Genomic DNA, 23,219 nt, shown 5'->3' on the forward strand with positions numbered 1-23,219 from the left:
CCTCCCCTCGGATGGTCGTGGTCAGCGCGGCTGCATGCGGATCGCGCCGTCGAGGCGGATCGTCTCGCCGTTGAGCATCGGGTTCTCGACGATGTGGGCGGCGAGCTTGCCGTACTCGGCGGGCCGGCCCAGGCGCGACGGGTGCGGGACCTGCGTGCCCAGCGAGGTCTTGACGTCCTCGGGCAGCCCGGCCAGCAGCGGGGTCTCGAACAGACCGGGGGCGATGGTGTTCACCCGGATGCCGATGCTCGCCAGGTCACGGGCGATCGGCAGGGTCATGCCGACGATGCCGCCCTTGGACGCCGAGTAGGCCGCCTGCCCGATCTGGCCCTCGAACGCCGCCACCGAGGCGGTGTTGATGATGACGCCGCGGTCGCCGTCGACGTGCTCGGCCTCGGCGATGCGCTCGGCCGCCAGCCGGATCACGTTGAACGTGCCGATCAGGTTCACGGTGACGACCTTGGTGAAGTCCGCCAGCGGGAACGGGCCGGTCTTGCCGTAGGTCCTGATGCCGTTGCCGATGCCGGCGCAGTTGACCGCGACACGGACGGTGCCGAGCTCCTCGGCGGCGTCGAGGGCGGCCGAGACCTGCTCCTCGTTCGTGACGTCGGCGGCGACGAAGCGGACGTTCTCGCCCAGCTTGTCGGCGACGGCCTCGCCCTGCGACGACGGCAGGTCGATGATCAGGACCTTGGCGGCGAGCTCCACGAACTTCTCGGTGGTGGCGAGGCCCAGGCCGGACGCACCGCCGGTGACGACGGCGACGGAACCGTTGATGTCCATGTTCTGACTGTTTCCTTCCGGGTGGGAGCAAGGGTCAGCGGAGCTCGCGGATGGTGGCGTCGGCCCGGCCGCCGCCCTCGCACATGGTCTGCGGGCCGTAGCGGATGCCGTTGTCGCGCATGGGGTGGACCAGAGTGGTCATGATCCGCGCACCGGAACCGCCCAGCAGACGGCCGAGCGCGATCGCGCCGCCGTGGGGGTGGGCGGCTCGGACCCGGGGAACCCGGCGGCCGGCGCCGCGTCGCGGCCGAGGTCGAAGGTCTGCCCGCCGACCTGGGACACGCAGCCCCGGATGACGTCGCCGAGGTGGGCCGGGTCCACACCGGACCGCTCCACCAGGCTGCGCGGCAGGTGTGCGGACAGATCGGTCGGGCGGACGTCCGCCCGGCCGCCCTCGCGCTCGCCGACCGGGCTGCGTACGACCTCGACGATGACTGCGTCTCGCACGGTGTCCGCTCCTTCGCGACGGCGGACGGCGCCTGGGACGGCGCCGTCGACTCGCCGCGACGGTAGCAGGAAACAGTCAGTGTTGACTGCCACAAGCCGGTGCGACCCGGGTCACGCCGACCACCGAACTCCCCGACCGGCGCACCCGACCCCTGTCGATCAGTACCTCAGCGCGGCCGGAGCGCGTCCCGACAGCGCCGAGGTACTGATCGATCCCGGACCGGCGGCGCGGGCGCGGGCACGTCGGGCCGGTGCGCGACCGGGGTCAGGCGGAGGTGGCCGACACCCCGTCGGCCGTCGCACCCTCGACGGACGCGGTGTCGGCGGGATCGGCGTCGTCGCGCCCGAGGATCCCCTCCTGCGCCGCGACGAGCGTCGGCACGGTGATCTGCCCGGCGACGTTGGTGGCGGTGCGCATCATGTCGAGGATCGGGTCGATGCCGATCACGACCGCGATCCCGGCCGCGATCACGGCGGGCGGCATCCCGACCGCGGCGAGGGTCAGCGTCAACATGGTGAACCAGCCGGTCGTCCCGGCGGTGGCCAGCGCCCCGAACACGGCGACGGCGACGATCACCAGGTACTGCCACGCCGCGAGCTGCACCCCGGACACGTGCGCGATGAAGATCGTCGCCAGCGCCGGGTAGACGGCGGCGCAGCCGTCCATCTTGGTGGTGGTGGCCAGCGGGACGGCGAACCCGGCGTAGCTGCGGTCCACGCCGAGGTCGATCGCGGCCTGCCGGGACATCGGCAGGGCGGCACCGGACGAGCGGGACACGAAGGCGAACTGCAGCACCGGCCAGGTCGTGCCGAAGAATCGGCGCGGCCCGATGCCGGCCACGACCTTCAGCAGCAGCGGGTAGACGCCGAACAGGACGATCGCGCAGCCCAGGTAGACGGTGACGATCAGCCCGGCCAGGGACCCGACGACACCGCTGCCGTAGGTGGCGAACGCGTTGCCGATCAGGCCGAGCACCCCGATCGGGGCGAGCACGACGACCCAGCGGATGACCGTCAGGACGATCTCGAGGGCGGAGCGGGAGAACGCGACGAACGGCTCGGCCCTCTCCCCCAGCGCGTAGGCGGCGGCGCCGACCAGCAGCGCCGCGACGACGACCTGCAGCACGTCGTCCGCGGCGAACGCGGCGACCGGGTTGTCCGGGACGAGGTTGGACAGCAGCGCCGCCCACGAGCCCGCGGTCTTCGCGCCGACGGCCTCGACGTCGGCCGGGTCGGCGGCGATCGTGACGCCCTCGCCGGGCCGCCCGATCAGCCCGATCGTGATGCCGATCAGCACCGCGACCAGGGACGTCCCGGCGAACCACGCGACGGTGCGCCCGCCCAGCCGGGCCGCCGTGCGGCCGCCGCCGAGGTCGCGCAGGCTGACGATGCCGACGACGATCGCCAGGAACACCAGCGGTGTGACGGTGAACTGCAGCAGGCCGGTGAACAGGCCGCCGACGGTGTCCAGCGTGGACGCCAGCCCGGCGGAGCCGGTGACCCGGGCGGTCAGCCCGAGCAGGGCGCCGAGCACGAGCCCGGCGACGGTGAGCAGTGCGAACACGCGCGGGCGCTGCCAGGCGCGCGCGGCACGGACGACGAGTGACACGGGGTTCCCCCAGGGAGGTGCGGTACGGGTGCGGGCGACGGTCGGCCCGGACAGCCCGTCACAGCACGACGGCACAGGTCGATCACCCGTCGGCGCACCAGACGCACCCCTGTCCCCCGCACAGGTGACTCCAACGCCGCCGGTGTCCGACGCCTTCCCCGGAGGTCCGGCGATGTCGGTGGCCCGTGCCACTGTTCGCACACGTGTTCGAGTTCCGAGGAGGAGACGCGATGTGCGAGAGCTGCAACGGGAAGACCCGGCCGAGGCACAGGCCGACGTTGTCGCGATCATCCGTTCGTCCGGCTGGGCGGTGCGGTGGGTCGAGCCGGCCGAAAACCGCGGGCGGTGGCCCGGGACCGCGGGTTCCGCGCGCCACGGGGCGGGCAGCCGGTGCCGGGCGGACGGTGCGCGACGTGCCTGACGTGCCCGCGGGTCAGAGCCCGGCACCGCGGACGTCGACGGTCGTCCGGTCCGGCGACGCGCGCAGGTCCAGCTGCACTCCGTGGGGGGCGCGGGGCGGCGCGCGGCGGCGCGCTCGCCGTCGTACGGTCACCGTCGCGGCCCCGCCTGCGGTGCGGCGCGACGTACTCGGTCGCGACCTGCGCGGCGAGGTCGACGACGGCGTCGACGGTGTCGCGGTCGTGCTCGGCGTAGCGCCGGCGGTCGCAGAGCTCGACCACCCGCAGCCGGTCGTGGAGCAGGAGGTCGAGGTCGGCACGGCAGATCGGCCGCGCTCGCACGGCACCCACGATCGCCCCCGGGGTCGGTCCGGGACAGCGGGCCGTTCAGCCCCCGACCGCGAGCGCCGGGGCGAACGCCGGCGACCCGGACCGGCCGGTCCGCACCAGGTCGGCGACGAGCTCGCCGACGGCCGGGGCGTACTTGAAGCCCTGGCCAGAGAACCCGCCGAGCACGACGGTGCGCGGCTCCCCCGGGGCGAGCGCGACGATGCCGCGGCGGGTCGGGGTGTAGCCCTCGACGTAGGACTCCAGCCGGGCGGGCCGGTCGGACATGCCGGCGAGGCGGGCGGCGACCGCACCGGCCCAGTCCCGGGTGTAACCGGCCTCGACCCACGGGTGGTGGTCGACCGGCGAGTGGACGCGGGGCTGCGGCTGCTGGTGGTTGATCTTGACGGTGGCGCCGCCGACGGCGGGGAAGAACGTGTGCACCGGTGCCGCGGTGTGGATCCCGGGTGGGAAGACCGCGGGCGCGAACCGGGCGGGGTCACGCACCCCGAACCAGCTCAGCACGACGCGGCGCTGCTCGATCCCGGTGGCGTCCGGGACGAGACCGGCGCCGTGGCCGGTGGCGACCACGACGCTGTCGGCGACGGTCTCGCCGTCGACGGTGTGCAGCACGACGCGCCCGCGCCGCCTGCCGATGCCGACGACGGTGACGCCCTCCCGGACGGCCGCCCCGGCCCGGCGGGCCTCCGCGACGAGCCCGCGGGTGGCGGTGCCGGCGTCGAGCAGCCCGCCGCCCGGGTCGAGCACGGCGACCTCGTCCGCGCCGAGCAGGTGCGCGGGCCAGCGCACGGCCGCCGCGGCCGCGTCGAGCACGATGGTCCGGCCCGGCAGCGCGACCGCCCGGACCCGCGGGTCGTCGCGCGCGCCGAGGGTGAGCGCGCCGCAGGCGGTGAACGGGGCGGCGGGCAGCCCGGTCCAGAGCTCACGGCTGCGGTCGAGCAGGCGGACGTGGTCCGGCCCGGTCGCGACGGCGGTGCGGAAGATCCGCGTCTCGCCGCCGGAGCCGCCGTCGGGGTGGCCGACGCGCCCGGACTCCAGCCCGACGCAGGACACCCCGGCGCGGGCCAGCGCGAGCAGCGACGCCGCGCCGAGCACACCCAGCCCGACGACGGCGCACTCGACCGACCCGCCCCGTCTCACGGGTGCTGCGACCGGATCCGGGCGTCCGCGGGCAGCGGCACGCGGGCCGGGTCCCGGGGCAGGCGTCCCGGCCAGACCAGGCAGAGCAGCGGCGGCGCGCCGACCGCCCGCAGCGCGGCGACGGCCGTCACGACGTCCTCGGTGGTCGTCGCGGCGGTCTCGACGACGAGCACGCTCGGCCCGCCGTCGCGCACGCTGCGCAGGTCCTCGTGCGCGAGCCGCGGGACGCGCAGGGCCCGCACCACCGGCGTCCCGGGGGCGACGGTCGTCGCCGGGGCGCCGGGGGTGAGGTCGCGGTACTCGCGCCGGTCCCCCACCAGTGCGGCCGCCTTGACCAGCTCGGACGCGACGTCGCAGGCGGGCTCGCGGGTCAGCTGGACGACCGTGAGGCAGTCGACGTGGCGCAGCAGGTCGCGGTAGGCACCGGCCAGGCGGGGCACCGCGTCCGGGGCGGTGCCCGGGGCGAGCACCGGCACGTCGAGCCGGGCCCGGAGCCGGTCCTCGGGGTGGGCCTCGGGCAGCAGCCCGCGGCCGCGGCGGACCGCGGGCACCCCGAGACCGGCCAGCAGCAGCGCCGCACCGGCACCGATCCCGGTCGCTCCGCCGACCCACCACGCGGTCGGGACCTCCGGCGCGACGACCGGATCCGGCCCGTCGACGACGACGGTGACCTGCCCGGTCCGGTCGGCCAGCGTCCGGCCGAGCTGCTCGGCGACCGGGTCGGTCCCGGTGGTGCCCGAGTCACCGGTGGCCCGGGCGTCGGCGGCGCGCCGGTCGATCTCGGCGCGCAGCGGCTGGGTGCCGCCGGTGGTGACGGCGGCGTCGAGGGCGCCGATGCGCTCGCGCAGCGCGGTGACCGCGTCACCGGCCAGCGCGGTGGCGGTCGCGTCGTCGGTGCCGGTGGCGCGGACGGCGACCACGCCCGGCTCGGGTGCGGTGAGCACGAGGCGCCCGGCGACGTCGGTGACGGTGCTGCCGGTCAGCTGGGCGACGCGGTCGGTGAAGGCGGCGCTGCCGGCCGCGGCGAGCGCGCGGGTGGTGGCGGGCCCGGGGTCGGCGGTGCCGACCGAGCCGACCTGCACCGACGTCGTCGCGACGGTGGGGGGTGGGAAGAGCACGGCCAGGCCCGCGGCGCCCGCGGCCGCGAGCAGCACGGCGCCGGTGACGGGGGCGCGGCGACGGCGCAGGGTCGCGCCGATCTCCGTCAGGGGTCCGTTGCGGTCCGCCCGGGACGGCCCCGGCACCGGTGCCGGCGTCGGGGCCGGGGTGGGTGCGGCCGCGGGGGTGGACGACGGGGCCGGTGCCGCGGTCCGGTCCGGCCGGGGTGCCACGGGTGGGGCCGGACCGTCGAACCCGGCCGGCAGCGCCGGTGCCGACCCCGTCGGGGCCGGGCGCGGGGGTGCGACCGGGGACCGCGGCGGGGCCGGTGCCCGGGTGGGCACGGACGAGGTCGGCGGCACCCGCGGGATCGCCGAGGTGGCCGGGGCCGGGCGGGACGGTGCCGTCGGTGCCGGCGCGCCCGGCGGTGCGGACCGGGTGGGCAGAGTCGACGGGCCGGTGACCGGCGCCGTCCCCGTGACCGCCGACGACCCGACGGGCGTCGTGGCCGAGACCGCGCCGTGCGCCCTGCTCACGCCGTTCGCGCCGTTCATCGGGGCCGGGGCGGTGGCCGGGGTGGGGCTCTCGGTCGCCCCGGCGGCGGATCTCGGGGCCGCGGGCGCGGCCGGGGTGCCGGTACGGGGTGAGGTCGGCAGCGACGTCGGGGTCGCGGTGCGGTGGGCCCCGGCGCGCGGCGCGGCCCCGGCGCGTGCGTCGGTGCCGTTGCGTGCGTCGGTGCCGTTGCGTGCGTCGGTGCCGTTGCGTGTCTCGGCTCCGGTGCGTGCCCCGGCCGCGGTGCGCGACCCGGTCCCGTGCTGCGCGTCGGTGCCGTTGCGCGGGTCGGCCCCGGCACGCGGTCGCGTCTGCACGGTGTCCTCCACCCCGGAAGCACCGGAAGCACCGGGAGCACCGGGAGTACCGGAACCGTCCGCGGTACCCGGACCCGTCGACGACGCGGCGGGCTCGACCCGGGTCACCGCGCCCGGCGGCGGCAGCAGCCCCCGCCGCCGCGACCGGGCCCGCTCCGGCATGCCGGAGCGCGACGGCTCCGCGGACCGCGACGGCTCGGCGGAGTGCGACAGCTCGGCGGAGCGCGACAGCTCGGTGGCACCGGTACCGGGCGACGCCGGGTCGGCGTCGCGCACCGGGACGCGCTCGTCGCCCCGGGCCGGCGCCGCACCGGACGACGGCAGGGCCGACGCCCCGCCCTGCTGCGGCGGGGCCGCCGTCCCGGCGTTGCGCGCCGGGACCGGCCCCCCACCGGTCGACGACGGGGTGACCGCAGGCAGCGCCGTCGTCGCGGAGGCGTCGTCGACGGCACCCGGGGCACCGCCGGCCGGCTCCTGCGACACGTTCTCCCGGCGGTAGGGCGTCGGCCGCGACGGCCCGGGCGCCGTCTCCGCCGGTGCCTCGCGCCGCGGCGGGACCAGCGGGGCCCGCGGGGTCCTGGTGCGGGCCATCAGCGGGACCCCGCGACCAGGGCCGGGCCGCCGGGCAGGATCTCGGTGACCACACCGGCGGGCGTGACCTCGGTGATCGTGGCCTCCCGCGGCTGCGGCATCCCGGCCGCCGTCTCGGGGCCGAAGTGCTCGGCGAGCCACGACGGCCGGTAGACCGTGTCGAGGTAGCGCTCCCCCAGGTCCGGGGCGAGCGCGACGGCCGTGGTCGTCGCGTCGCCGTGGCGGCGCAGCCAGTCCGCGGCCCCCGCGACGACGGTGCCCGTCGACCCGCCGAACAGGAACCCGCGGCGGGCCAGGGCGTGGCACGCCTCGAGCGTGTCGGGCTCGGCGACGTGCACGACGTCGTCGATGTAGGACTCGTCGAGTGCCTCCGGTCGGACGCTGGTGCCCAGACCCGGGATCATCCGGGGTGTCGGCCGGTCGCCGAAGGTGACCGACCCGGCCGCGTCGACCGCGACCACCCGGACCGGCCGCGGCCGGGACCGGAAGTAGCGGGCGCAGCCCATCAGCGTGCCGGTCGTGCCCGCGCCGACGAAGACCACGTCGAGCTGCGGGAACGCCGCCTCGATCTCCGGCCCGGTGGTGACCAGGTGCGAGCCCTGGTTCTCCGGGTTGGCGTACTGGTTGAGCCAGACGTAGCGGTCGTCGCCGGCGACCAGCGAGCGGACCAGCGCGATCCGGGTGGCGAGGAAGCCACCGGCCGCGTCCGGGGTGTCGACGACGCGGACCTCGGCGCCGAGCGCCTCCATCAGCCGGTGCGTCGCCGGGTTGCAGCGCGGGTCGGTGACGCAGACGAACCGGTAGCCCCGGCTCGCCGCGATCATGGCGAGCGCGACGCCGAGGTTGCCCGAGGAGGACTCCACGAGCACCGATCCGCGGCGCAGCAGGCCGCGTCGCTCGGCGTCGGTGACCATGCCGAGTGCGGCCTTGAGCTTGACCGATCCTGCGAAGTTGAAGCCCTCGCACTTGAGGTAGAGCGACAGTCCGAGGACCCCGGTCAGGTCGACGTACAGGTCGTCGGTGTTGAAGTCTTCGGGTGCGGAGATGACGGTCATCGTCGACCCCTCGTGTACCAGTGGTGGCGGCTCAGCCGTGCCGGCTCAGCTCGTGGAAGAAGTCGTCGACGGTGTGCAGCTCGCCGGCGCGGGCGACCTCGGCGTGGACGAACCGTCCGACGGCGAGGTCGAGGACCCCGAGGCCGAACGGGGAGAACACGACCGTGCGGTCGGTGGGGACGGCCAGCGTGCCGTCGAGCACCCGGTCCAGGGTCCCGTCGACGAAGTCGCGGTTCCCGGTGGCCTGCTCGGCCAGGTGCGGGGAGGTGTCGGCCTTGAGGCAGTGCTCGACGTCGTCGAGGACGTTGAAGGCGCTGAGCACGATGTCCGCGGACAGGTCGCGCAGCGACACGTTGAGCACCAGCGGGTGGTGGTCGAACCAGGCGGGGTCGTGCACGTGCGGGGTGCCCGCGACGGTCGCGAAGATCACCAGGTCGCTGCCGCGGACCAGCGACTCGGCGGAGTCGTGGATCCGGACCTCGCCCGGCGCGGTGCGCTCGACGTGGCCCCGGAACCCCTCGGCGGAGTCCGCGGAGAGGTCGAACACGCCGACCTCGTCGAAGGTCCAGCCGGTGCCGACCAGGAACTGGTGGATGTAGCGGGCGATCAGCCCGGTCCCGACGAACCCGACGCGACGCGGGCGGGCCCCGTCGCGCGACAGCCGGTCGGCCGCCGAGGCCGCCGACGCCGCGGTGCGCGTCGCGGAGATGATCGAGCTCTCCAGGCAGGCGTACGGGTAGCCGGTGCGGGGGTCGTTGAGGATCAGCACCGCCGAGGCCCGGGGGACGCCGCGGGCGACGTTCTCCGGGAAGCTGGAGATCCACTTGATGCCGTCGACGCCGGTGTCGCCACCGGTGCCGCCCAGCGACGCGGGCAGCGCGATGATCCGCGACGACGGCCGGTCGGGGAACCGCAGGAAGTACGACGGCGGGTTCAACGTCGCGCCGGCACCGTGCACCCGGTAGGTGTCCTCGACGAGCTCGACGAGCTCCTTCTCCCGCCCGCCGAGCGCCCGCGCCACCTGGGCGCCGGAGATCACGGAGAAGGCGGGGACAGACTCGGCCGGGGCGTTCATCGGGCTCCCTCGAAGGCGGGGACGGCGACGCCGTCGGTCATGGCGACGACGACGTGTCGGTCACCGGTGTAGGGGTCGCGGCCGTGGGCGAACCGCAGGTTGTCCACGACCAGCAGGTCGCCGTCCTGCCAGGGCTCGCGGACGGCGTGCCGGTCGTGCGCGGCGTTGATCTCGTCGACGACCGCCTCCGGCACCGGGGAGCCGTCGCCGAAGCGGGTGCTGAACGGCAGCCCGTCCGGGCCGTGCATCTCCAGCAGGAACTCGCGGACCTCGGGGTCCATCGCGAACTCCGACAGGAACGCGATCTGGTTGAACCAGACCCGCTGCCCGGTGACCGGGTGCATCAGCACGCCGTGCCGGCGCTGGCGGGTGCGCAGCCCGCCGTCGGGCGTCCAGACCGTGTCGATGGCGTTGGCCCGGCAGTAGCGCTCGACGGCGTCGCGGTCGGCGGTGCCGAACGCCTGCTCCCAGGACGCGCCGATGTCGTCACCGTAGGAGCGGGTGAGGATCCAGCCCTCGCGCTCGACGCGGTCGACGAGTGCGGGCGGCAGGTCCGCCGCGACCCGGCTGGTGTCGACCAGCGGCGCCGCGCCGCCGGTCTCGGGTGCACGCAGGCAGGCGAACAGCAGCGTGGCGGGCGTGTCCAGGACGTAGGACAGCTCGTGGTGGGCGCACATCGGCTGGCGCGCGGGCCACGGGGTGGCCGAGTAGACGCCGTCCGACAGCAGGGTCCGGGCGGCGATCGCCTCGCGCTCGACGTAGCTGCCGGTCCCCAGCCGGGCGGCCACACCGGCGACGTCGGCGACGGTGCGCAGGCCGAGCCCGCGCACCAGCACGACACCGTGGTCGTCGAGCAGGTCACGCAGCGCGTCGCCGTGGCGCTCGGTCCAGCCGGCGGCATCGCCGCCCGGGCCCGCGTCGAGGACGGGCGGTCGTCCGGGGTGCGGGCGCACCCCGAGCAGTGATCCGGTCATGTCTCCCCCTGTGGTGGTCAGCGCCGGTCGGCCGGGAGCAACCCGGCGAGGTCGGCGAGGACGGGACGGTCGAGCACCTGGCGGACCGTGACGGCCCGGCCGAGCGCGATCACGAGCTTCACCGCGGACAGCGAGCTGCCCCCTAGGTCGGCGAAGTCGTCGTCGGGGCCCACCGATCCGGCGGGCAGGTCGAGGACGCGGGTGACGGCGTCGACGACGCGGCGCTGGGCCGCGGTGAGCTCGCCACCGGTCGGGCCGGCCGACGCGCTCCCGGCGACGGCGGCCTGCGCCGCGGCCGCGGTCGCGTGCGCGGTGAGGGTCTTGCGGTCGATCTTGCCGTTGGCGGTGACCGGCAGCGGGTCGAGCCGGTGGACCGTCGGCGGGACCATGTAGGCGGGCAGGCTGCGCGCCAGCCGGGTTCGGACCTCGGGCGCGTCCGGGCCGTCGCCGGCGTGGTAGGCGACCAGCTGCGGCCCGCCCGCGGTCGTCGCGACGACGACGCAGGCGTCGCGGACACCGGGCACCGCCAGCAGCGCGTTCTCGATCTCGCCGATCTCGATCCGGAACCCGCGGATCTTGACCTGGTTGTCGCGCCGGCCGAGGAACTCGAGCTGACCGTCGGGGCGCCAGCGGCCGTGGTCGCCGCTGCGGTAGAGCCGCTCGCCGGGCCGGTGCGGGTCCGAGCCGAACGCCGCCGCGGTGCGGTCGGGGTCGTTGACGTAGCCGCGGCCGACGCACACCCCGGAGAACACGATCTCCCCGGGCGCGCCGAGCGGGACCGGCGCCAGGTCGGCGTCGACGACGTAGACCTTCACCCCGGGCACCGGGGCACCGAGCGGGACCCGGCCGTCCGCGGGCGCGGAGCGCAGCACGGCGTGGTTGGTGTCGTCGGAGGTCTCGGTCAGGCCGTAGGCGTTGACCAGCGGGACGCCTGGCAGCACCCGGAACCAGCGCTGCACCAGCTCGGTCTTGAGCGCCTCCCCGGTGGCCGAGACCATCCGCAGGTCGGGCAGCGCCGTGGGGTGCTCCTCCAGGTAGGTCAGCACGACCTCGAGGTAGCTGGGCACGAGCTGGGCGACGGTGACCCGGGACCGCACCAGGGTGTCGACGAAGCGGCGGACGTCGAGGATCACGTCCTGCTCGACGAGCAGGGTGCGCCCGCCGGCGAGCGGACCCGCGACGAGCTGCCACAGCGAGATGTCGAAGCACTGCGGCGCGGTCTGGGCGACCACGCAGCCCGGCTCCAGCTCCAGGTCCTCGATCTTGGCGAGCAGGTGGTTGAGCATCCCGGCGTGCTCGCACATCGCGCCCTTGGGCTCGCCGGTGGAGCCGGAGGTGAAGTACAGGTAGGCGAGCCCGTCGGCCGGGACGTCGGCGGTGGGTGCGGGGCCGTCGGCGGCGGCGACCGCGTCCGGCACGGTCAGCACCGTCGTCGCGACGCCGGCCTCGTCGAGGTGGGCGCGGGTGGCGTCGGTGGTCAGCGCGATCCGGCACCCGGCGCGGGTGAGCGTGCGGGCGATCCGATCGGCCGGGAAGTGCGGCTCGACCGGCAGGTAGGCGCCGCCGGCGCGCAGGACGGCGAGCACCGCGACCATCCAGTCGAGGTCGCGGTCGCACACCACGGCGACGACGTCCTCGGGCGCCAGCCCGGCGTCGAGCAGGGTCGTGGCGACGCGGGCGGCGCGGTCCTCCAGCTCGGCGCGGGTGAGGGTGACGCCCGCGTGCTCGGCGACGACCTCGTCGGGGGCCGCGGCGGCGCGGTCGGCGAGCAGCTCGTGCGGGCGGCGGTCGGGGAGGTCCCGGGGCCGGCCGGCGAGGTCGCCGAGCTGGGCGTCGCGCTCGGCCCGCCCGACCAGCGCCGACGGGCGCACGGGCGCGCCGGGGTCGGCGGCGGCGAGCGCCAGGGCCGCGGCGTGGTAGCCGGCGATCCGGGCGGCGGCGGTCACGTCGAGCAGGTCGAGGCGGTAGGCCAGGGTCAGCGTCCCCCCGGCCGCCGAGACGTGCACCCCGGCGTCGGACGGGACCGCGCGGGCCGCGCCGGCGGCGTCGTCGCCGCGGTCCCCGGTCCGGCCGAGCGCCCCGGGGGCGATCTCGGTGCCGCGCAGGTCGGCGCCCGGGTCGAGCACGGTGCCGAACGAGGGCACCGCCGTCCCGAGCTCGGCGGCGAGGCGTCCCAGGTCGGGGGCGGGGTGGGCGCGCAGCCCGGCCAGGGCGTCGGCGGCGGCGGTGACCAGCGCCGACCAGCTGCGGGCGGTGTCGAGGGACACCGGCAGCGGGGCCGCTCCGGCGTGCGCCGGGACCCCGGCGGTGACCTCGGTGTCCCCGGACAGGGCGGCGAGGACGGCGGCGTGCGCGGCGAGCAGCACCGCGCCGGGCTCGACGCCGGTCACCGCGGCGACGGCGGCGACCGCGTCCCGCGGGATCGGCTCGGTGTGGACGGCGGTACCGGGGCGGGGCGTGCCGGTCCAGGCCGGGGCCGGGGTGGCCCCGCCGGTGAGCAGCACCCGGGTCCAGTACTCACGGGTGGTCGTGGTGGTGGGGTCGGCGAGCGTGCCGGTCATCGTGCGGACTCTCCGTTCGACAGCGGGGTGGGGGCGGGCCGGGGCGTGGCGCGGGCCGGGTTCCCCTCCCAGAAGGCACCGGCGGGGACGTCCTCGCCCTTCATGAGGAAGGCGTCGCAGCCGATGCGGGCGGCGTCGCCGACGACGGCGCCGTAGTGGACGAAGGCCCCGACGTCGAGACAGGCGCCGGTGCCGACGGTGATGTGGTCGGACTTGAAGGTGCCGTCCTCCTGCGAGTGGCACTGCAGCACCGACCCGGCGTTGAGGACGACGTCGTCGCCGATGCGCACGAGCGTGCGGTCGGTCATGCCGCAGCCGTCGTCGAAGACGCGGCGGCCGATCTGCACGCCGAGCGCGCGGGTGACGAGGTTCTTGAAGGGGGTCCCGGCGAGCATCCGGTCCCAGCCCTGCACGACGAGCTTCCAGTAGCGCTCGTGCCACCAGAAGTACGGGTCGTACACCGAGCAGAAGCGGGGCCGCAGCCGGCGACGCCCGGCGACGGTGAGCCGCTCGACGGCGATCGAGTACGCCATCGTGAACAGCAGCGACACGAGCAGCTGCACCCCGACCGCGATCGGGCCGAGCGGCACGATCAGGGCCGCGACGACGAACGCGAGCAGCGTGATCCCGAACAGGGCTCCCCAGCGGACCGCCAGGACCAGCGCGATCGACCGACGGTTGTAGCGGTTCTTGGCGCGGAGCCGGTCGTGCAGGTCGAGCCCGGTGTGCAGGTGCCCGAACGTCGCGTCCCGGGCGACGGTGCGGGGGATCTCGAACGGCGGCGAGCCGAGCAGCCCGACCCCGGTCCGCACCGGGCCGTCGGTCGGGACGAGCGTCTTGGTCGCGATCAGGCAGTCGTCGCCGACCCGGGAGCCCGCGGTGTAGACGATCCTGTTGCCCAGGAACGAGTTCGACCCGATCCGGGTCCGGTTCACGACGAATGCGGTGTCCGAATAGTCGACATTGACGATGGACAGGCCGTCGGCGACCATCGTCCCGGTTCCGATCGAGCTCGCGTACGGCGTCTCCTGCTTCACCGCCGTACCGAAATTCGTTCCCGTCTGCGGGGTACGTCGGAGATCGTGCCCGATGATCCGGAGGTAATCGACGATGTAGGAGCTGTCGCCGAACAGATAGGTGAAGAACTTGATGTTGGTGATCCGTAACACGGTGCGCTGCAACGTGTACCGGAGGCCGTAGAGCGGGTAGGGACGCCCCTCGGTGAGCCCGGCCGACAGCACCCGCGCGACGACGGCGGCGCCGAACAGCCCGACCACCATGCCGCCCAGGAGCAGGAAGGTGGTGGTGAGGACCGCGTCGATCCACATCTGCCCGGACAGGACCTCCGCGGTCCCCGCGGCCAGCACCGCGGCCAGGGTCGGGATCCGCTCCAGCACCGCGTCGAGCACGCCGGTCCCCAGCGGCAGCCAGACCAGCAGCAGCCAGCCGAGCTGGCTGGTCGCGTAGCCGGCGCGCCGGGCCCGGCCGACCGTCGCCGAGACCCCGGCGCCGGGGTCGCCGCCACCCGGGCGGGCCGGTGTGCCCCACCAGGTCGCACCGGCCGGGACGACCTGGCCGGTGTGCAGCGAGGAGGCGTGGGCGAGCCGTCCGCCGTCGCCGATCTCGGTCCCGATGTCGATCACCGACGCCTCGCCGACGACGACGCGGGCACCGATCGTGACCCGGCCGGTCCGGATGATGCCCGGCTCGGCGCGGTAGCAGGACAGGATCGAGTCCTTGCGCAGCACGGTGTTCGCGCCGATCGTGAGCAGGTCCGGGCAGGCCGGGATCGTGCGCGCCAGCATGACCACGCCGGGCCCGATCCGGGCGCCGAGCAGCCGCAGGTAGAGCGGCAGCAGCGGGGAGCCGGCCGCGACCAGCAGCAGCGGGTTGGTCCGGACCAGGGTCCTGGCCAGCCAGAACCGGTAGTAGGCGGCGCTCCACAGCGGGATCTCGCGCTCGGTCCACCGGCCGACGAGCAGCCACTTCGCCGCGATCGGCAGCACCGTGAACACCGCGAAGGCCACCGCGACCGCGGCCAGCGACCGCAGGTAGAAGCTCAGCAGGTCCGAGCCCAGCGCGATCCACTGGTAGACGGCCCCGAGCAGGGTGCCGTAGGCGAGGGTGAACACGACGAACGTCACGAGCTGGGCGGCGCCGCACAGGACGTAGGCGCGGGTGGAGCCGGTCGGGACCGGCCGGGCGGGCGCGGGCGCGGCGTCCGCGGGGCCGGCGTCCCCGGCGAGCGCGTCGGCCAGCCCGGCGGCGGTGGGGTGGGCGTAGACGTCGGTCATCGCGACGTCGGGCAGGTCGTCGCGACGGCGCACCCGGGCGCAGAACCGGGTCATCGTCATGGAGTCGGCACCGAGGTCGGCGAACACGTCGGCGTCGACCCCGACCTCGGCGCCGACCAGCTCGGCGAGGATCGCCCGGTAGCCCTCGCGCACGTCGCCGACGGTGCGTCCGGGGCGCGCGATCGAGGGGGCGAGCGCCGCGGCCAGCCCGGCCACGGTGGGGTGGGCGTAGACGTCGGTCATCGCGACGTGCGGCAGGTCGGGCCGCTGCCGGACCCGCGCACAGAACCGGGCGAGGACCATGGAGTCGGCCCCGGCGTCGACGAAGAAGTGGTCGTCCGGACGCACGGGCGCGTCGAGCAGCTCCGCGATGATCGCGGTGAACGCGACCACGGCAGCGTGTTCCGCCTCGGACACGGTGCGCGATTCCCGTTCGCGCACAGGCCCGGCGGTCATCACCCCGTCTTTCGACACCATCGCCATCCCCCGGCAGTACGAACGTGTACGGGCAGAATCGTCGACCATTTCCAACGCGTTACATAGTTATTTTTCGTGATCGCCCGGACCACCGATCAACACCGTTTCGGGGCACTCCGGCACGATTCCGGCCGCGACGTCGAGGGCGTCGCGGTCACGGGCCGCGACCCGGCGCGATCCCGACGAACTGCTTTCGTGACTCGCGGGACGGAGGTTCGATGTGAGGCTGGATGTGACGCAGCTCACTAAGTTCGGTCGTCCGGACGCGTGTACCGCGGGGGCCGGGGCGCACCCGGCGGTTCCGCCCGAACGGCCGTGCCCGGGCACCCGCGGTGATTCACTCGTCCGGTGAGACCGGCCCCGGCGCGTGCACACCGCAGTCCGGGGCACCGGGGCGGAGCATGGACGGTTCCGCCGGACCACCACGCACAGGAGGACGTGTGACCGCACTGCCACGCCGCAGCGTGCTGCTCGGCACCCTCGGCGCCGCGGTCGCGGGGCTGGCGCCCGCCTCCACCGGTGGCGAGCCCGCCGCCGTGCCCCGCTGGTTCGCCGGAGCCCTGCGGCGGGCGACGACGCCCGACCCGTTCACCCTCGGCGTCGCCTCGGGCGATCCCGCACCCGACGGCATGGTCCTGTGGACCCGGCTCGCCCCCGAGCCCGACGCCGAGGACGGCCACGGCGGCATGCCCGACCGGGCCGTCGAGGTCGGATGGGAGGTCGCCGAGGACGAGCGCTTCACCCGGGTCGTGTCGCGCGGCACCGAGACCGCCACCCGGGAGCTCGCGCACAGCGTGCACGCCGAGCCCGCCGGGCTGGCCCCCGGGCGCGAGTACTTCTACCGGTTCCGCACCGGCGGCCACCTCTCCCCCGCCGCCCGCACCCGGACCGCTCCCGCGGCCGGGGCGGCCGCCGCCTCGCTGACCGTCGCGACGGCGTCGTGCGCGAAGTTCGGGGCAGGCCACTTCACCGCCTACCGCGGGCTGGCCGCCGACGCCCCCGACCTGGTCCTGCACCTGGGCGACTACTTCTACGAGTCCGACCGCGGCGAGGTCCGCGACCCGGGCCCGCCGGAGCCGAGGACCCTCGCCGGGTACCGCCGCACCCACGCCCACCAGCGCTCCGACGACGACCTGCGCGCCGCCCACGCCGTCGCCCCGTGGGTGGTCGTGTGGGACGACCACGAGGTCGTCAACGACTGGGACGGTGCGACGCCCGACCGGCGCCGGGCCGCGGCCCAGGCGTACTACGAGCACATGCCGCTGCGCCGGGCCTCGGTGCCCGACGGCCCGGGCATCCAGCTCTACCGGCGGCTCTCGTGGGGCTCGCTCGCCACCTTCCACGTCCTGGACACCCGCCAGTACCGGATGCGCGGCTCGATGCTCGGCGCCGACCAGGAACGCTGGCTGCTGCGCGGCCTGAAGGACTCCGCCGCGGGCTGGGACGTGCTGGCCCAGCAGGTGTTCTTCGCCCCGCGCAGCGGCGGCAAGTCCGGGACCTGGGGGCAGTTCACCGGATCCCGGGAGCGGGTGGTCCGCGGCTGGACCGAGGCGGGCGTGCGCAACGCCGTCGTCCTCACCGGCGACGAGCACGTCCATCACGCCAACGAGATCCCCGGCGCCGACGACCGGATCGCCGGCACCGAGCTCGTCACCACCTCGGTCACCTCCGGCGGCGACGGCGACGGCGACGCGAGGTCCGGTGGGGGCGGCAGCTCGGTGTGGTCGCTCGACCGGCGCGGCTACGTGCTGGCGACGTTCACCCCCGCGCAGATGCGCGCGGACTTCCGCACCGTGTCCCGGGTCAGCGAGCCCGGTGCCACGGTGCGCACGGCGGCGTCGTTCGTGGTGCCGGACCGGGAGCCGGGCCTGAACAAGGTCTGACCCGGCTCCCGGCGCTCAGCCGGTCGCCACCCGGGGCTCGCGGACGTCGTCGCCGAGGGTGTCCAGCACCAGTGCGGCGATGCGCTCGCGGTGGGCCTCGACGGACCCGAGCAGCAACGCGTCGGCGACGGCGCGCTTGTAGTACAGGTGCGCGACGTGCTCCCAGGTAAACCCGATCCCGCCGTGCAGCTGCACCGCGTCGGCGGCGACCCGGTACGCCGTCTCCGAGCAGGTGGCCTGCGCGATCGACACCGCGAGGTCGGCGTCGTCGACGCGCGGGTCGTCGACCGCCCACGCCGCGTGCAGCGCCGCGGTCCGGGCCTGCTCGACGGCGACGAGCATGTCCGCGCACCGGTGCTTCACCGCCTGGAACGACCCGATCGGCCTGCCGAACTGCAGCCGCTCCTTCGCGTAGGCGACGGTCAGGTCGAGCAGCCGCCGGGCGATGCCTGCCTGTTCGGCGACGAGCAGCGCCCCGGCGGTGCGGAAGGCGTGCCGCAGCGCCCCGTCGGCGTCCGCGCCGGTGGCGAGCACGGTGCCGGTCGCGCCGTCGAGGACGACCCGGGCGACCGGTCGGGTCACGTCGAACGAGCCGCACCGCTGCACCCGCACCCCGTCGGCGCCGGGGTCGACCACGGCCAGCACCGGGCCGTCGGATCCCGCGGCCGCGACGACCAGCACGTCCGCGGCGCCCGCGTCCGGGACGTGCTCCACCGTGCCGCTGAGCCGGTCGCCGTCGGCGGTGACGCCCGCCGCGGAGGCGCCGTCGTAGGGCGCGGTGAGCCCGGCGACCAGGGCCGCGGTGCGCGAGCCGTCGGCCAGCGCGGCGAGCAGCGCGTCGCGCACGTCGCCCGCCGGGGCCGCGACCAGCGCCGGGACCGCGAGCGCGACGGTGCCGAGCAGCGGCCCGGTCACCAGCGCCGCACCCAGCTCCTCGGCCGCGACGGCCTGGTCCACGCAGGTCCCGCCGGCGCCGCCGAGGTCCTCGGGCACCGCGAGGGACAGCGCGCCGAGCTCGGTGCCGAGCCGGGACCACAGCGCCCGGTCGAACCCGTCGGTGGTGTCGACGAGCCGGCGCAGGGTGGCCTCGTCGTGCTGACGCTCGGCGAAGCGGTGCAGCGCCGCGCGCAGCTCGCGCTGCTCGTCGGTGACGTCGAACTCCCGGAGCTCCTGCTCAGCCACGGGGGACCTCCTTCCAGGGGCGGTCGGAGTCCGACCGGGGCTCGCCGGGCAGGCCGAGGACGCGTTCGCCGAGGATGTTGCGCATGACCTCCGAGGTGCCGCCCTCGATGGTGTTCGCGCGCGAGCGCAGGAAGCGCTGCTGCACCGTGGAGTTCGGGTCGGTGTGGACCCGCCCGCGGTCCATCGTCCAGTCGTCGTAGAGCAGCGCGTCCGGGCCGAGCAGGTCCATGCAGAACTCGTAGACGTCCTGGTTCAGCTCGGCGCCGACCAGCTTGGACACCGACCCCTCCGGGCCGGGCTGCCCGGCGCTCGCGGTGCGCCGCGCCCGGGCGAGGGTGAGGCGGTGGGTCTCGGCGCGCGTCCACAGCGCTGCGAGCCGGTCGCGCAGCACCGGGGTGTGCCGGTCGGGGTGGGCCCGCCACAGGCCCAGCGCCTCGCCGATCACGCCGCTGCCGCGCCGCCCGGTGACCCCGCCGATGGCGGTGCGCTCGTTCATCAGGGTGGTGATCGCGACCGTCCAGCCGGCGCCGACCTCGCCGAGCCGGTGCGCGTCGAGGACGCGGGCGTCGTGCAGGTGGACCTCGTTGAACTCGGCCTGCCCGGTCATCTGGCGCAGCGGGCGGACGTCGACGCCCGGCTGGGTCATGTCGATCACGAAGTAGGTCAGGCCGCGGTGCTTGGGCCGGTCGGGGTCGGTGCGGGCGACGAGCATCCCCCACCGCGCGACGTGGGCCAGGGTCGTCCAGACCTTCTGCCCGTTGACGACCCACTCGTCGCCGTCGCGGACCGCGGAGGTGGCCAGGCCCGCGACGTCGGAGCCGGCGCCGGGCTCGCTGAACAGCTGGCACCAGATCTCCTCGCCGGTGGCCATCGGCCGGAGCCACGCCCCGACCTGCTCGCGGTCCGGGCCGTACTCGACGACGGTCGGCGCGCCCATGCCGTAGCCGATCGGGTTGACCGCGAACATCCGCTCGCCGCCGGCGTCGGTGACGATCTGGTCGACCACCGGCTGCAGCCCGCGGGACAGGCCGAGCCCACCGAGCCCCTCGGGGTGGTGCACCCAGGCGAGCCCGGCGTCGTAGAGGGCGCCGAACAGCTCCTCGCGCGGCACCGAACGCGGGTCGTGGGCCTGGACCACCTCCCGGGCGGCCTGCGCCACGCGGGTCGCGTCGGATGCCGGTCGGGTCGTGGTGGGCGAGCTCATCGCGCCTCCGGAAGTTGGGCCTGACGGTCGTCGTCGACGTCGCTCCGAACGTAGCCGTCATCAATTTCGGGGACCACGGTTAACGGCTCCTGGTCCGTGCGCGACATCAGGTTCGTCCGTCCGACGCAGTCCGAACCCGCAGGAGCAACGATGCCCGCCACCACCGCCGCCGACCACCGTCCCGCGGCCCCCGTCCTCGACGAGACCGCGCTGCCGGGCTGGGTGCTGCTGCTGATCACCGCCGGACTGGCCGCCGCGGTCGTCGTGATCATGGTGCTGTCCTACAGCGGGCTGGCCTGACCCATACTCGGGGGTGATGCCCCCACTCCCCGACCTGCCGGTCCGCGCCGTCCTCGACGAGCTGCGGGCGGCGCTGGACGACCGCGGCGGCGCCGTGCTCGTCGCCCCGCCCGGCACCGGCAAGACCACCCTCGTCCCGCTCGCCCTGGCCGGGCTCGACGGCTCCGGTCCGGCGCCCGCGGGCACGGTGCTCGTCGCCGAGCCGCGCCGGGTCGCCGCCCGCGCCGCCGCGGCCCGGATGTCGTCGCTGCTCGGGACCGGGGTCGGTGGGCCGGTCGGCTACCGCGTCCGCGGCGACGCCCGCACCGGGCCCGGCACCCGGGTCGAGGTCGTCACCTCCGGGCTGCTGCTGCGCCGCCTGGCCGGGGACCCGGAGCTGACCGGGGTGTCCACCGTCGTCCTCGACGAGGTGCACGAGCGTCACCTCGACGCCGACCTGCTGCTCACCCTGCTGCTCGACGCCCGCGACGGGCTGCGGCCCGACCTGCGGCTGCTCGCCACCTCCGCGACCCTCGACGCGGCCCGCCCCGCCGTGCTGCTGGGCGACGACGACCGGGCCGCGCCGGTGCTGGAGGTCGCCGCCCGCAGCTACGACGTCGCCGTCACCCACGTCCCGCCCGCCCGGGCGGGTCGCGGCGGTACCGAGCGGATCGAGAACACCGTCGCCCGCACGTGCGTGCGGGCGCTCGAGCACGGCAGCGTGCTGGCGTTCCTGCCGGGCGTCGCGGAGATCGGGCGGACCGCGTCGGCGCTGCGCGAGCTGGGGCCCGACGCCGACGTCCTCGCGCTGCACGGCAGGCTGCCCGCCGCCGAGCAGGACGCGGCGCTGCGCGACGGGCCGCGGCGCCGGATCGTGCTCGCCACCGCCGTCGCCGAGTCCAGCCTGACCGTGCCCGGTGTGCGGGCGGTCGTCGACTCCGGGCTGGTCCGGGTCCCGCACACCGACCACCGGCGCGGGCTGTCCGGCCTGGTGACACGGCGGGTCTCGCGCGCGGTCGCGACCCAGCGCGCGGGCCGCGCCGGCCGGGAGGCACCCGGCTTCGCCTTCCGCTGCTGGCCCGAGGGCGAGGGTCTCGCCGACGCCCCGGACCCCGAGATCCGCACCGCCGACCTCACCGCGCTCGCGCTGGACCTCGCCGTCTGGGGCACCCCCGACGGCAGCGGTCTGCGCTGGTGGGACGCCCCGCCGCCCGGTCCGCTGGCCGCCGGACGGACGGTGCTGACCGCACTCGGCGCGATCGACGCGCGAGGCGCGGTCACCGACCGGGGACGGCGGATCTCCGCGCTGGGCCTGCACCCGCGCCTCGCCAGGGCCCTGCTCGACGGCGTCGCCGCCGGTGGAGCCCCGGCCGAGGTCGCCGGGATCGTCGCCGTCCTCGACGACGACACCCTCGCCGGTCCCGCCGACGACCTGACCGCCGCGCTGGCCCGCCTGCGCTCCGGCGACGCGCCCGGCGCCGGGCGGTGGCGCGGGGACCGGGACCGCCTGACCGGCGCGCTGCGCCGCACCCGCGCCGCCGCCGCGTCGCCTGCCTCGTCCCCTGCGGCCGCCGCCTCCCCGACCGGCACGACGTCGGCGGACACCCCGCCACCGGGCACCTCGCCGGGAGCCGTGGCCCGCTCCGGCCCGGCCGCCGGGGCCCCGGGCCGTGCGCGCGAACGGGCCGGTCGCGCCGAGGGGGCTCCGGGCACCGAGCTCGTCGCGCTGGTCACCGGGCTCGCCCACCCCGAGCGGCTCGCCCGGCGCCGCGACGGCGCGGCCGGGGTGTTCCTCATGACCGGCGGCACCGCCGTCGAGGTCCCGCCCGGCCCGCTGCGCGACGCCGAGTGGCTGGCCGTCGCCGTCGCCGACCGGCGCCCCGGGCAGATCCACGGCCGGGTCCGCCTCGCCGCGACCACCGACGCCGCGACCGCGCGGCGGGCCGCCGCGCCGCTGCGGGTCACCGGCTCGGAGGCCGTCTGGAGCGACGGCGACGTCCGCGCCCGCACCGTCGACCGGCTCGGCGCGATCGTGCTGTCGGAGAAGCCCGACCGCTCCCCCGACCCCGGTGCCGTCCGCGACGCGCTCGTCGCCGGGCTGCGTGCCGAGGGCACCGGGCTGCTGCGCTGGACCGCGGGGGCGGTGTCACTGCGTGAGCGGCTGGGCTTCCTGCACCGGGTGCTGGGCGCACCGTGGCCGGACGTGTCCGAGGAGGCGCTGCTCGACTCGGCCGCCGATCCTGCCGGGTGGCTGGCCGGTCCGCTCGCCACCGCCCGGCGACGCTCCGACCTGGCCCGGGTCGACGCCGGCCCCGCGCTGCGCCGGCACGTCGCCGCGTCGGTGGGCGGGCTCGCCGGGCGGATCGACGAGCTGGCCCCGGAGCGGCTCACCGTCCCCACCGGGTCCCGGATCGCGCTGGACTACTCCGGCGCGGCCCCGGCCCTGCCGGTGAAGGTCCAGGAGGTGTTCGGGTGGACCGGCTCCCCGGCCGTCGCCGACGGCCGGGTCCCGGTGGTGCTGCACCTGCTGTCCCCCGCCGGGCGTCCGACGGCGGTCACCGCGGACCTGGACTCGTTCTGGGACAACGCCTACCCGCAGGTCCGGGCCGAGCTGCGCGGGCGCTACCCGAAGCACGCCTGGCCCGAGGACCCGCGCACCGCGACACCGGGACGGGGCACCGGGCGACGGAGATGAGCTCCGCGCCCCCCGCCCGCCGGAGCTCCGCTCGCACGTCGAGATGCAGCTCGGGGCTGTCGGCAGCCCATCGGAACGACCCTCGGCCGCATCTCGGCGCGTCGGCGCGCCGGCCCGGTCGCCGAGAACAGCGTCCGCCCCGGACCGGCAGTTCGCCGAGATGCAGCTCAGCGGGAATCGTGGATCTCGACGGCCCGCTGAGCTGCATCTCGACGAGCGAGGGGCGCGGACCGCGACGGCGCGGCGGGCCCGGACAG

The 23,219-nt window shown here is 76.2% G+C and carries 15 protein-coding genes and 1 pseudogene; 3 read left to right on the forward strand and 13 right to left on the reverse strand.

All coding sequences use genetic code 11. From position 1 onward, the window contains the following. Positions 1-21: 21 nt before the first annotated feature. From WHI96_RS12365 to WHI96_RS12415, 11 genes and pseudogenes are all read right to left on the reverse strand, one after another. Entirely contained in the window at positions 22-783 is a 762-nt protein-coding gene (locus WHI96_RS12365; protein WP_345649026.1) for a 3-hydroxyacyl-CoA dehydrogenase, read from the reverse strand. Between the two features lie 34 nt (positions 784-817). Then, positions 818-985: pseudogene (locus WHI96_RS27845) on the reverse strand (acetyl-CoA C-acetyltransferase); the annotation flags it as partial. Continuing rightward, entirely contained in the window at positions 922-1,323 is a 402-nt protein-coding gene (locus tag WHI96_RS12375; protein WP_432422458.1) for a thiolase family protein, read from the reverse strand. The pseudogene WHI96_RS27845 and the gene WHI96_RS12375, both read right to left, overlap by 64 nt. Positions 1,324-1,495: 172 nt before the next feature. After that, positions 1,496-2,839 carry a dicarboxylate/amino acid:cation symporter gene (locus WHI96_RS12380; protein WP_345649017.1) on the reverse strand — a complete coding sequence of 448 codons (1,344 nt, stop codon included), beginning with the start codon at positions 2,837-2,839 and terminating at the stop codon, positions 1,496-1,498. Positions 2,840-3,624: 785 nt separating this feature from the next. Continuing rightward, positions 3,625-4,725 carry an FAD-dependent oxidoreductase gene (locus WHI96_RS12385; RefSeq protein ID WP_345649011.1) on the reverse strand — a complete coding sequence of 367 codons (1,101 nt, stop codon included), beginning with the start codon at positions 4,723-4,725 and terminating at the stop codon, positions 3,625-3,627. Then, positions 4,722-7,283, reverse strand: a complete 2,562-nt coding sequence (locus WHI96_RS12390) for a hypothetical protein (RefSeq protein ID WP_345649008.1) — start codon at positions 7,281-7,283, stop codon at positions 4,722-4,724. Before WHI96_RS12390 ends, WHI96_RS12385 begins: the two co-directional genes overlap by 4 nt. Further along, positions 7,283-8,338: a 2,3-diaminopropionate biosynthesis protein SbnA gene (sbnA, locus tag WHI96_RS12395; protein WP_345649005.1), complete on the reverse strand. Its 1,056-nt coding sequence runs from the start codon at positions 8,336-8,338 to the stop codon at positions 7,283-7,285. Before sbnA ends, WHI96_RS12390 begins: the two co-directional genes overlap by 1 nt. 31 nt (positions 8,339-8,369) lie before the next feature. After that, complete coding sequence (gene sbnB, locus WHI96_RS12400; RefSeq protein WP_345649003.1) at positions 8,370-9,413, reverse strand: 2,3-diaminopropionate biosynthesis protein SbnB; 1,044 nt, start codon at positions 9,411-9,413, stop codon at positions 8,370-8,372. Beyond that, a complete protein-coding gene (locus tag WHI96_RS12405) occupies positions 9,410-10,387 on the reverse strand; it encodes a TauD/TfdA family dioxygenase (protein WP_345649000.1) in 978 nt (325 codons plus the stop codon). The genes sbnB and WHI96_RS12405 overlap by 4 nt, the downstream gene beginning before the upstream one ends. 17 nt (positions 10,388-10,404) lie before the next feature. Continuing rightward, on the reverse strand, positions 10,405-12,948 hold the full coding sequence (locus WHI96_RS12410; RefSeq protein ID WP_345648997.1) for a non-ribosomal peptide synthetase: 2,544 nt from the start codon (positions 12,946-12,948) through the stop codon (positions 10,405-10,407). After that, the gene (locus tag WHI96_RS12415) at positions 12,945-15,659 is read right to left on the reverse strand and encodes a Pls/PosA family non-ribosomal peptide synthetase (RefSeq protein ID WP_345648994.1); all 2,715 of its coding nucleotides are present in this window, start codon (positions 15,657-15,659) and stop codon (positions 12,945-12,947) included. The genes WHI96_RS12410 and WHI96_RS12415 overlap by 4 nt, the downstream gene beginning before the upstream one ends. Positions 15,660-16,120: 461 nt before the next feature. Between WHI96_RS12415 and WHI96_RS12420 the strand changes: the two genes are divergently transcribed. Further along, a complete protein-coding gene (locus WHI96_RS12420; RefSeq protein WP_425571652.1) occupies positions 16,121-17,602 on the forward strand; it encodes an alkaline phosphatase D family protein in 1,482 nt (493 codons plus the stop codon). 15 nt (positions 17,603-17,617) lie between these two features. Here the strand turns inward: WHI96_RS12420 and WHI96_RS12425 are convergent, their stop codons facing one another. Together WHI96_RS12425 and WHI96_RS12430 are read right to left on the reverse strand one after the other, a co-directional pair. Then, positions 17,618-18,784: an acyl-CoA dehydrogenase family protein gene (locus tag WHI96_RS12425; protein ID WP_345648988.1), complete on the reverse strand. Its 1,167-nt coding sequence runs from the start codon at positions 18,782-18,784 to the stop codon at positions 17,618-17,620. After that, positions 18,777-19,988 carry an acyl-CoA dehydrogenase family protein gene (locus tag WHI96_RS12430; protein ID WP_345648985.1) on the reverse strand — a complete coding sequence of 404 codons (1,212 nt, stop codon included), beginning with the start codon at positions 19,986-19,988 and terminating at the stop codon, positions 18,777-18,779. Before WHI96_RS12430 ends, WHI96_RS12425 begins: the two co-directional genes overlap by 8 nt. Positions 19,989-20,138: 150 nt before the next feature. On the opposite strand from WHI96_RS12430, the gene WHI96_RS12435 reads away from it, so the two are divergent. After that, positions 20,139-20,288 carry a hypothetical protein gene (locus WHI96_RS12435; RefSeq protein ID WP_345648983.1) on the forward strand — a complete coding sequence of 50 codons (150 nt, stop codon included), beginning with the start codon at positions 20,139-20,141 and terminating at the stop codon, positions 20,286-20,288. A 16-nt stretch (positions 20,289-20,304) separates the two neighbouring features. After that, positions 20,305-22,962, forward strand: a complete 2,658-nt coding sequence (locus WHI96_RS12440) for an ATP-dependent RNA helicase (RefSeq protein ID WP_345648980.1) — start codon at positions 20,305-20,307, stop codon at positions 22,960-22,962. The last annotated feature ends 257 nt before the right edge of the window (positions 22,963-23,219 follow it).

This window comes from Pseudonocardia tropica, assembly GCF_040105315.1.
GTDB classification, from domain to species: domain Bacteria; phylum Actinomycetota; class Actinomycetes; order Mycobacteriales; family Pseudonocardiaceae; genus Pseudonocardia; species Pseudonocardia alni.

What these genes read in the sequence shown, in the direction of transcription:
- WHI96_RS12405 (WP_345649000.1), bottom strand. Translation starts at nt 10,387, where the DNA reads ATGACCGGATCACTGCTCGGGGTGCGCCCGCACCCCGGACGACCGCCC.
- WHI96_RS12430 (WP_345648985.1), bottom strand. Translation starts at nt 19,988, where the DNA reads ATGAGCTCGCCCACCACGACCCGACCGGCATCCGACGCGACCCGCGTG.
- WHI96_RS12420 (WP_425571652.1), top strand. Translation starts at nt 16,121, where the DNA reads ATGGACGGTTCCGCCGGACCACCACGCACAGGAGGACGTGTGACCGCA.
- WHI96_RS12435 (WP_345648983.1), top strand. Translation starts at nt 20,139, where the DNA reads ATGCCCGCCACCACCGCCGCCGACCACCGTCCCGCGGCCCCCGTCCTC.
- sbnA (WP_345649005.1), bottom strand. Translation starts at nt 8,338, where the DNA reads ATGACCGTCATCTCCGCACCCGAAGACTTCAACACCGACGACCTGTAC.
- WHI96_RS12365 (WP_345649026.1), bottom strand. Translation starts at nt 783, where the DNA reads ATGGACATCAACGGTTCCGTCGCCGTCGTCACCGGCGGTGCGTCCGGC.
- WHI96_RS12410 (WP_345648997.1), bottom strand. Translation starts at nt 12,948, where the DNA reads ATGACCGGCACGCTCGCCGACCCCACCACCACGACCACCCGTGAGTAC.
- WHI96_RS12440 (WP_345648980.1), top strand. Translation starts at nt 20,305, where the DNA reads ATGCCCCCACTCCCCGACCTGCCGGTCCGCGCCGTCCTCGACGAGCTG.
- WHI96_RS12390 (WP_345649008.1), bottom strand. Translation starts at nt 7,283, where the DNA reads ATGGCCCGCACCAGGACCCCGCGGGCCCCGCTGGTCCCGCCGCGGCGC.
- sbnB (WP_345649003.1), bottom strand. Translation starts at nt 9,413, where the DNA reads ATGAACGCCCCGGCCGAGTCTGTCCCCGCCTTCTCCGTGATCTCCGGC.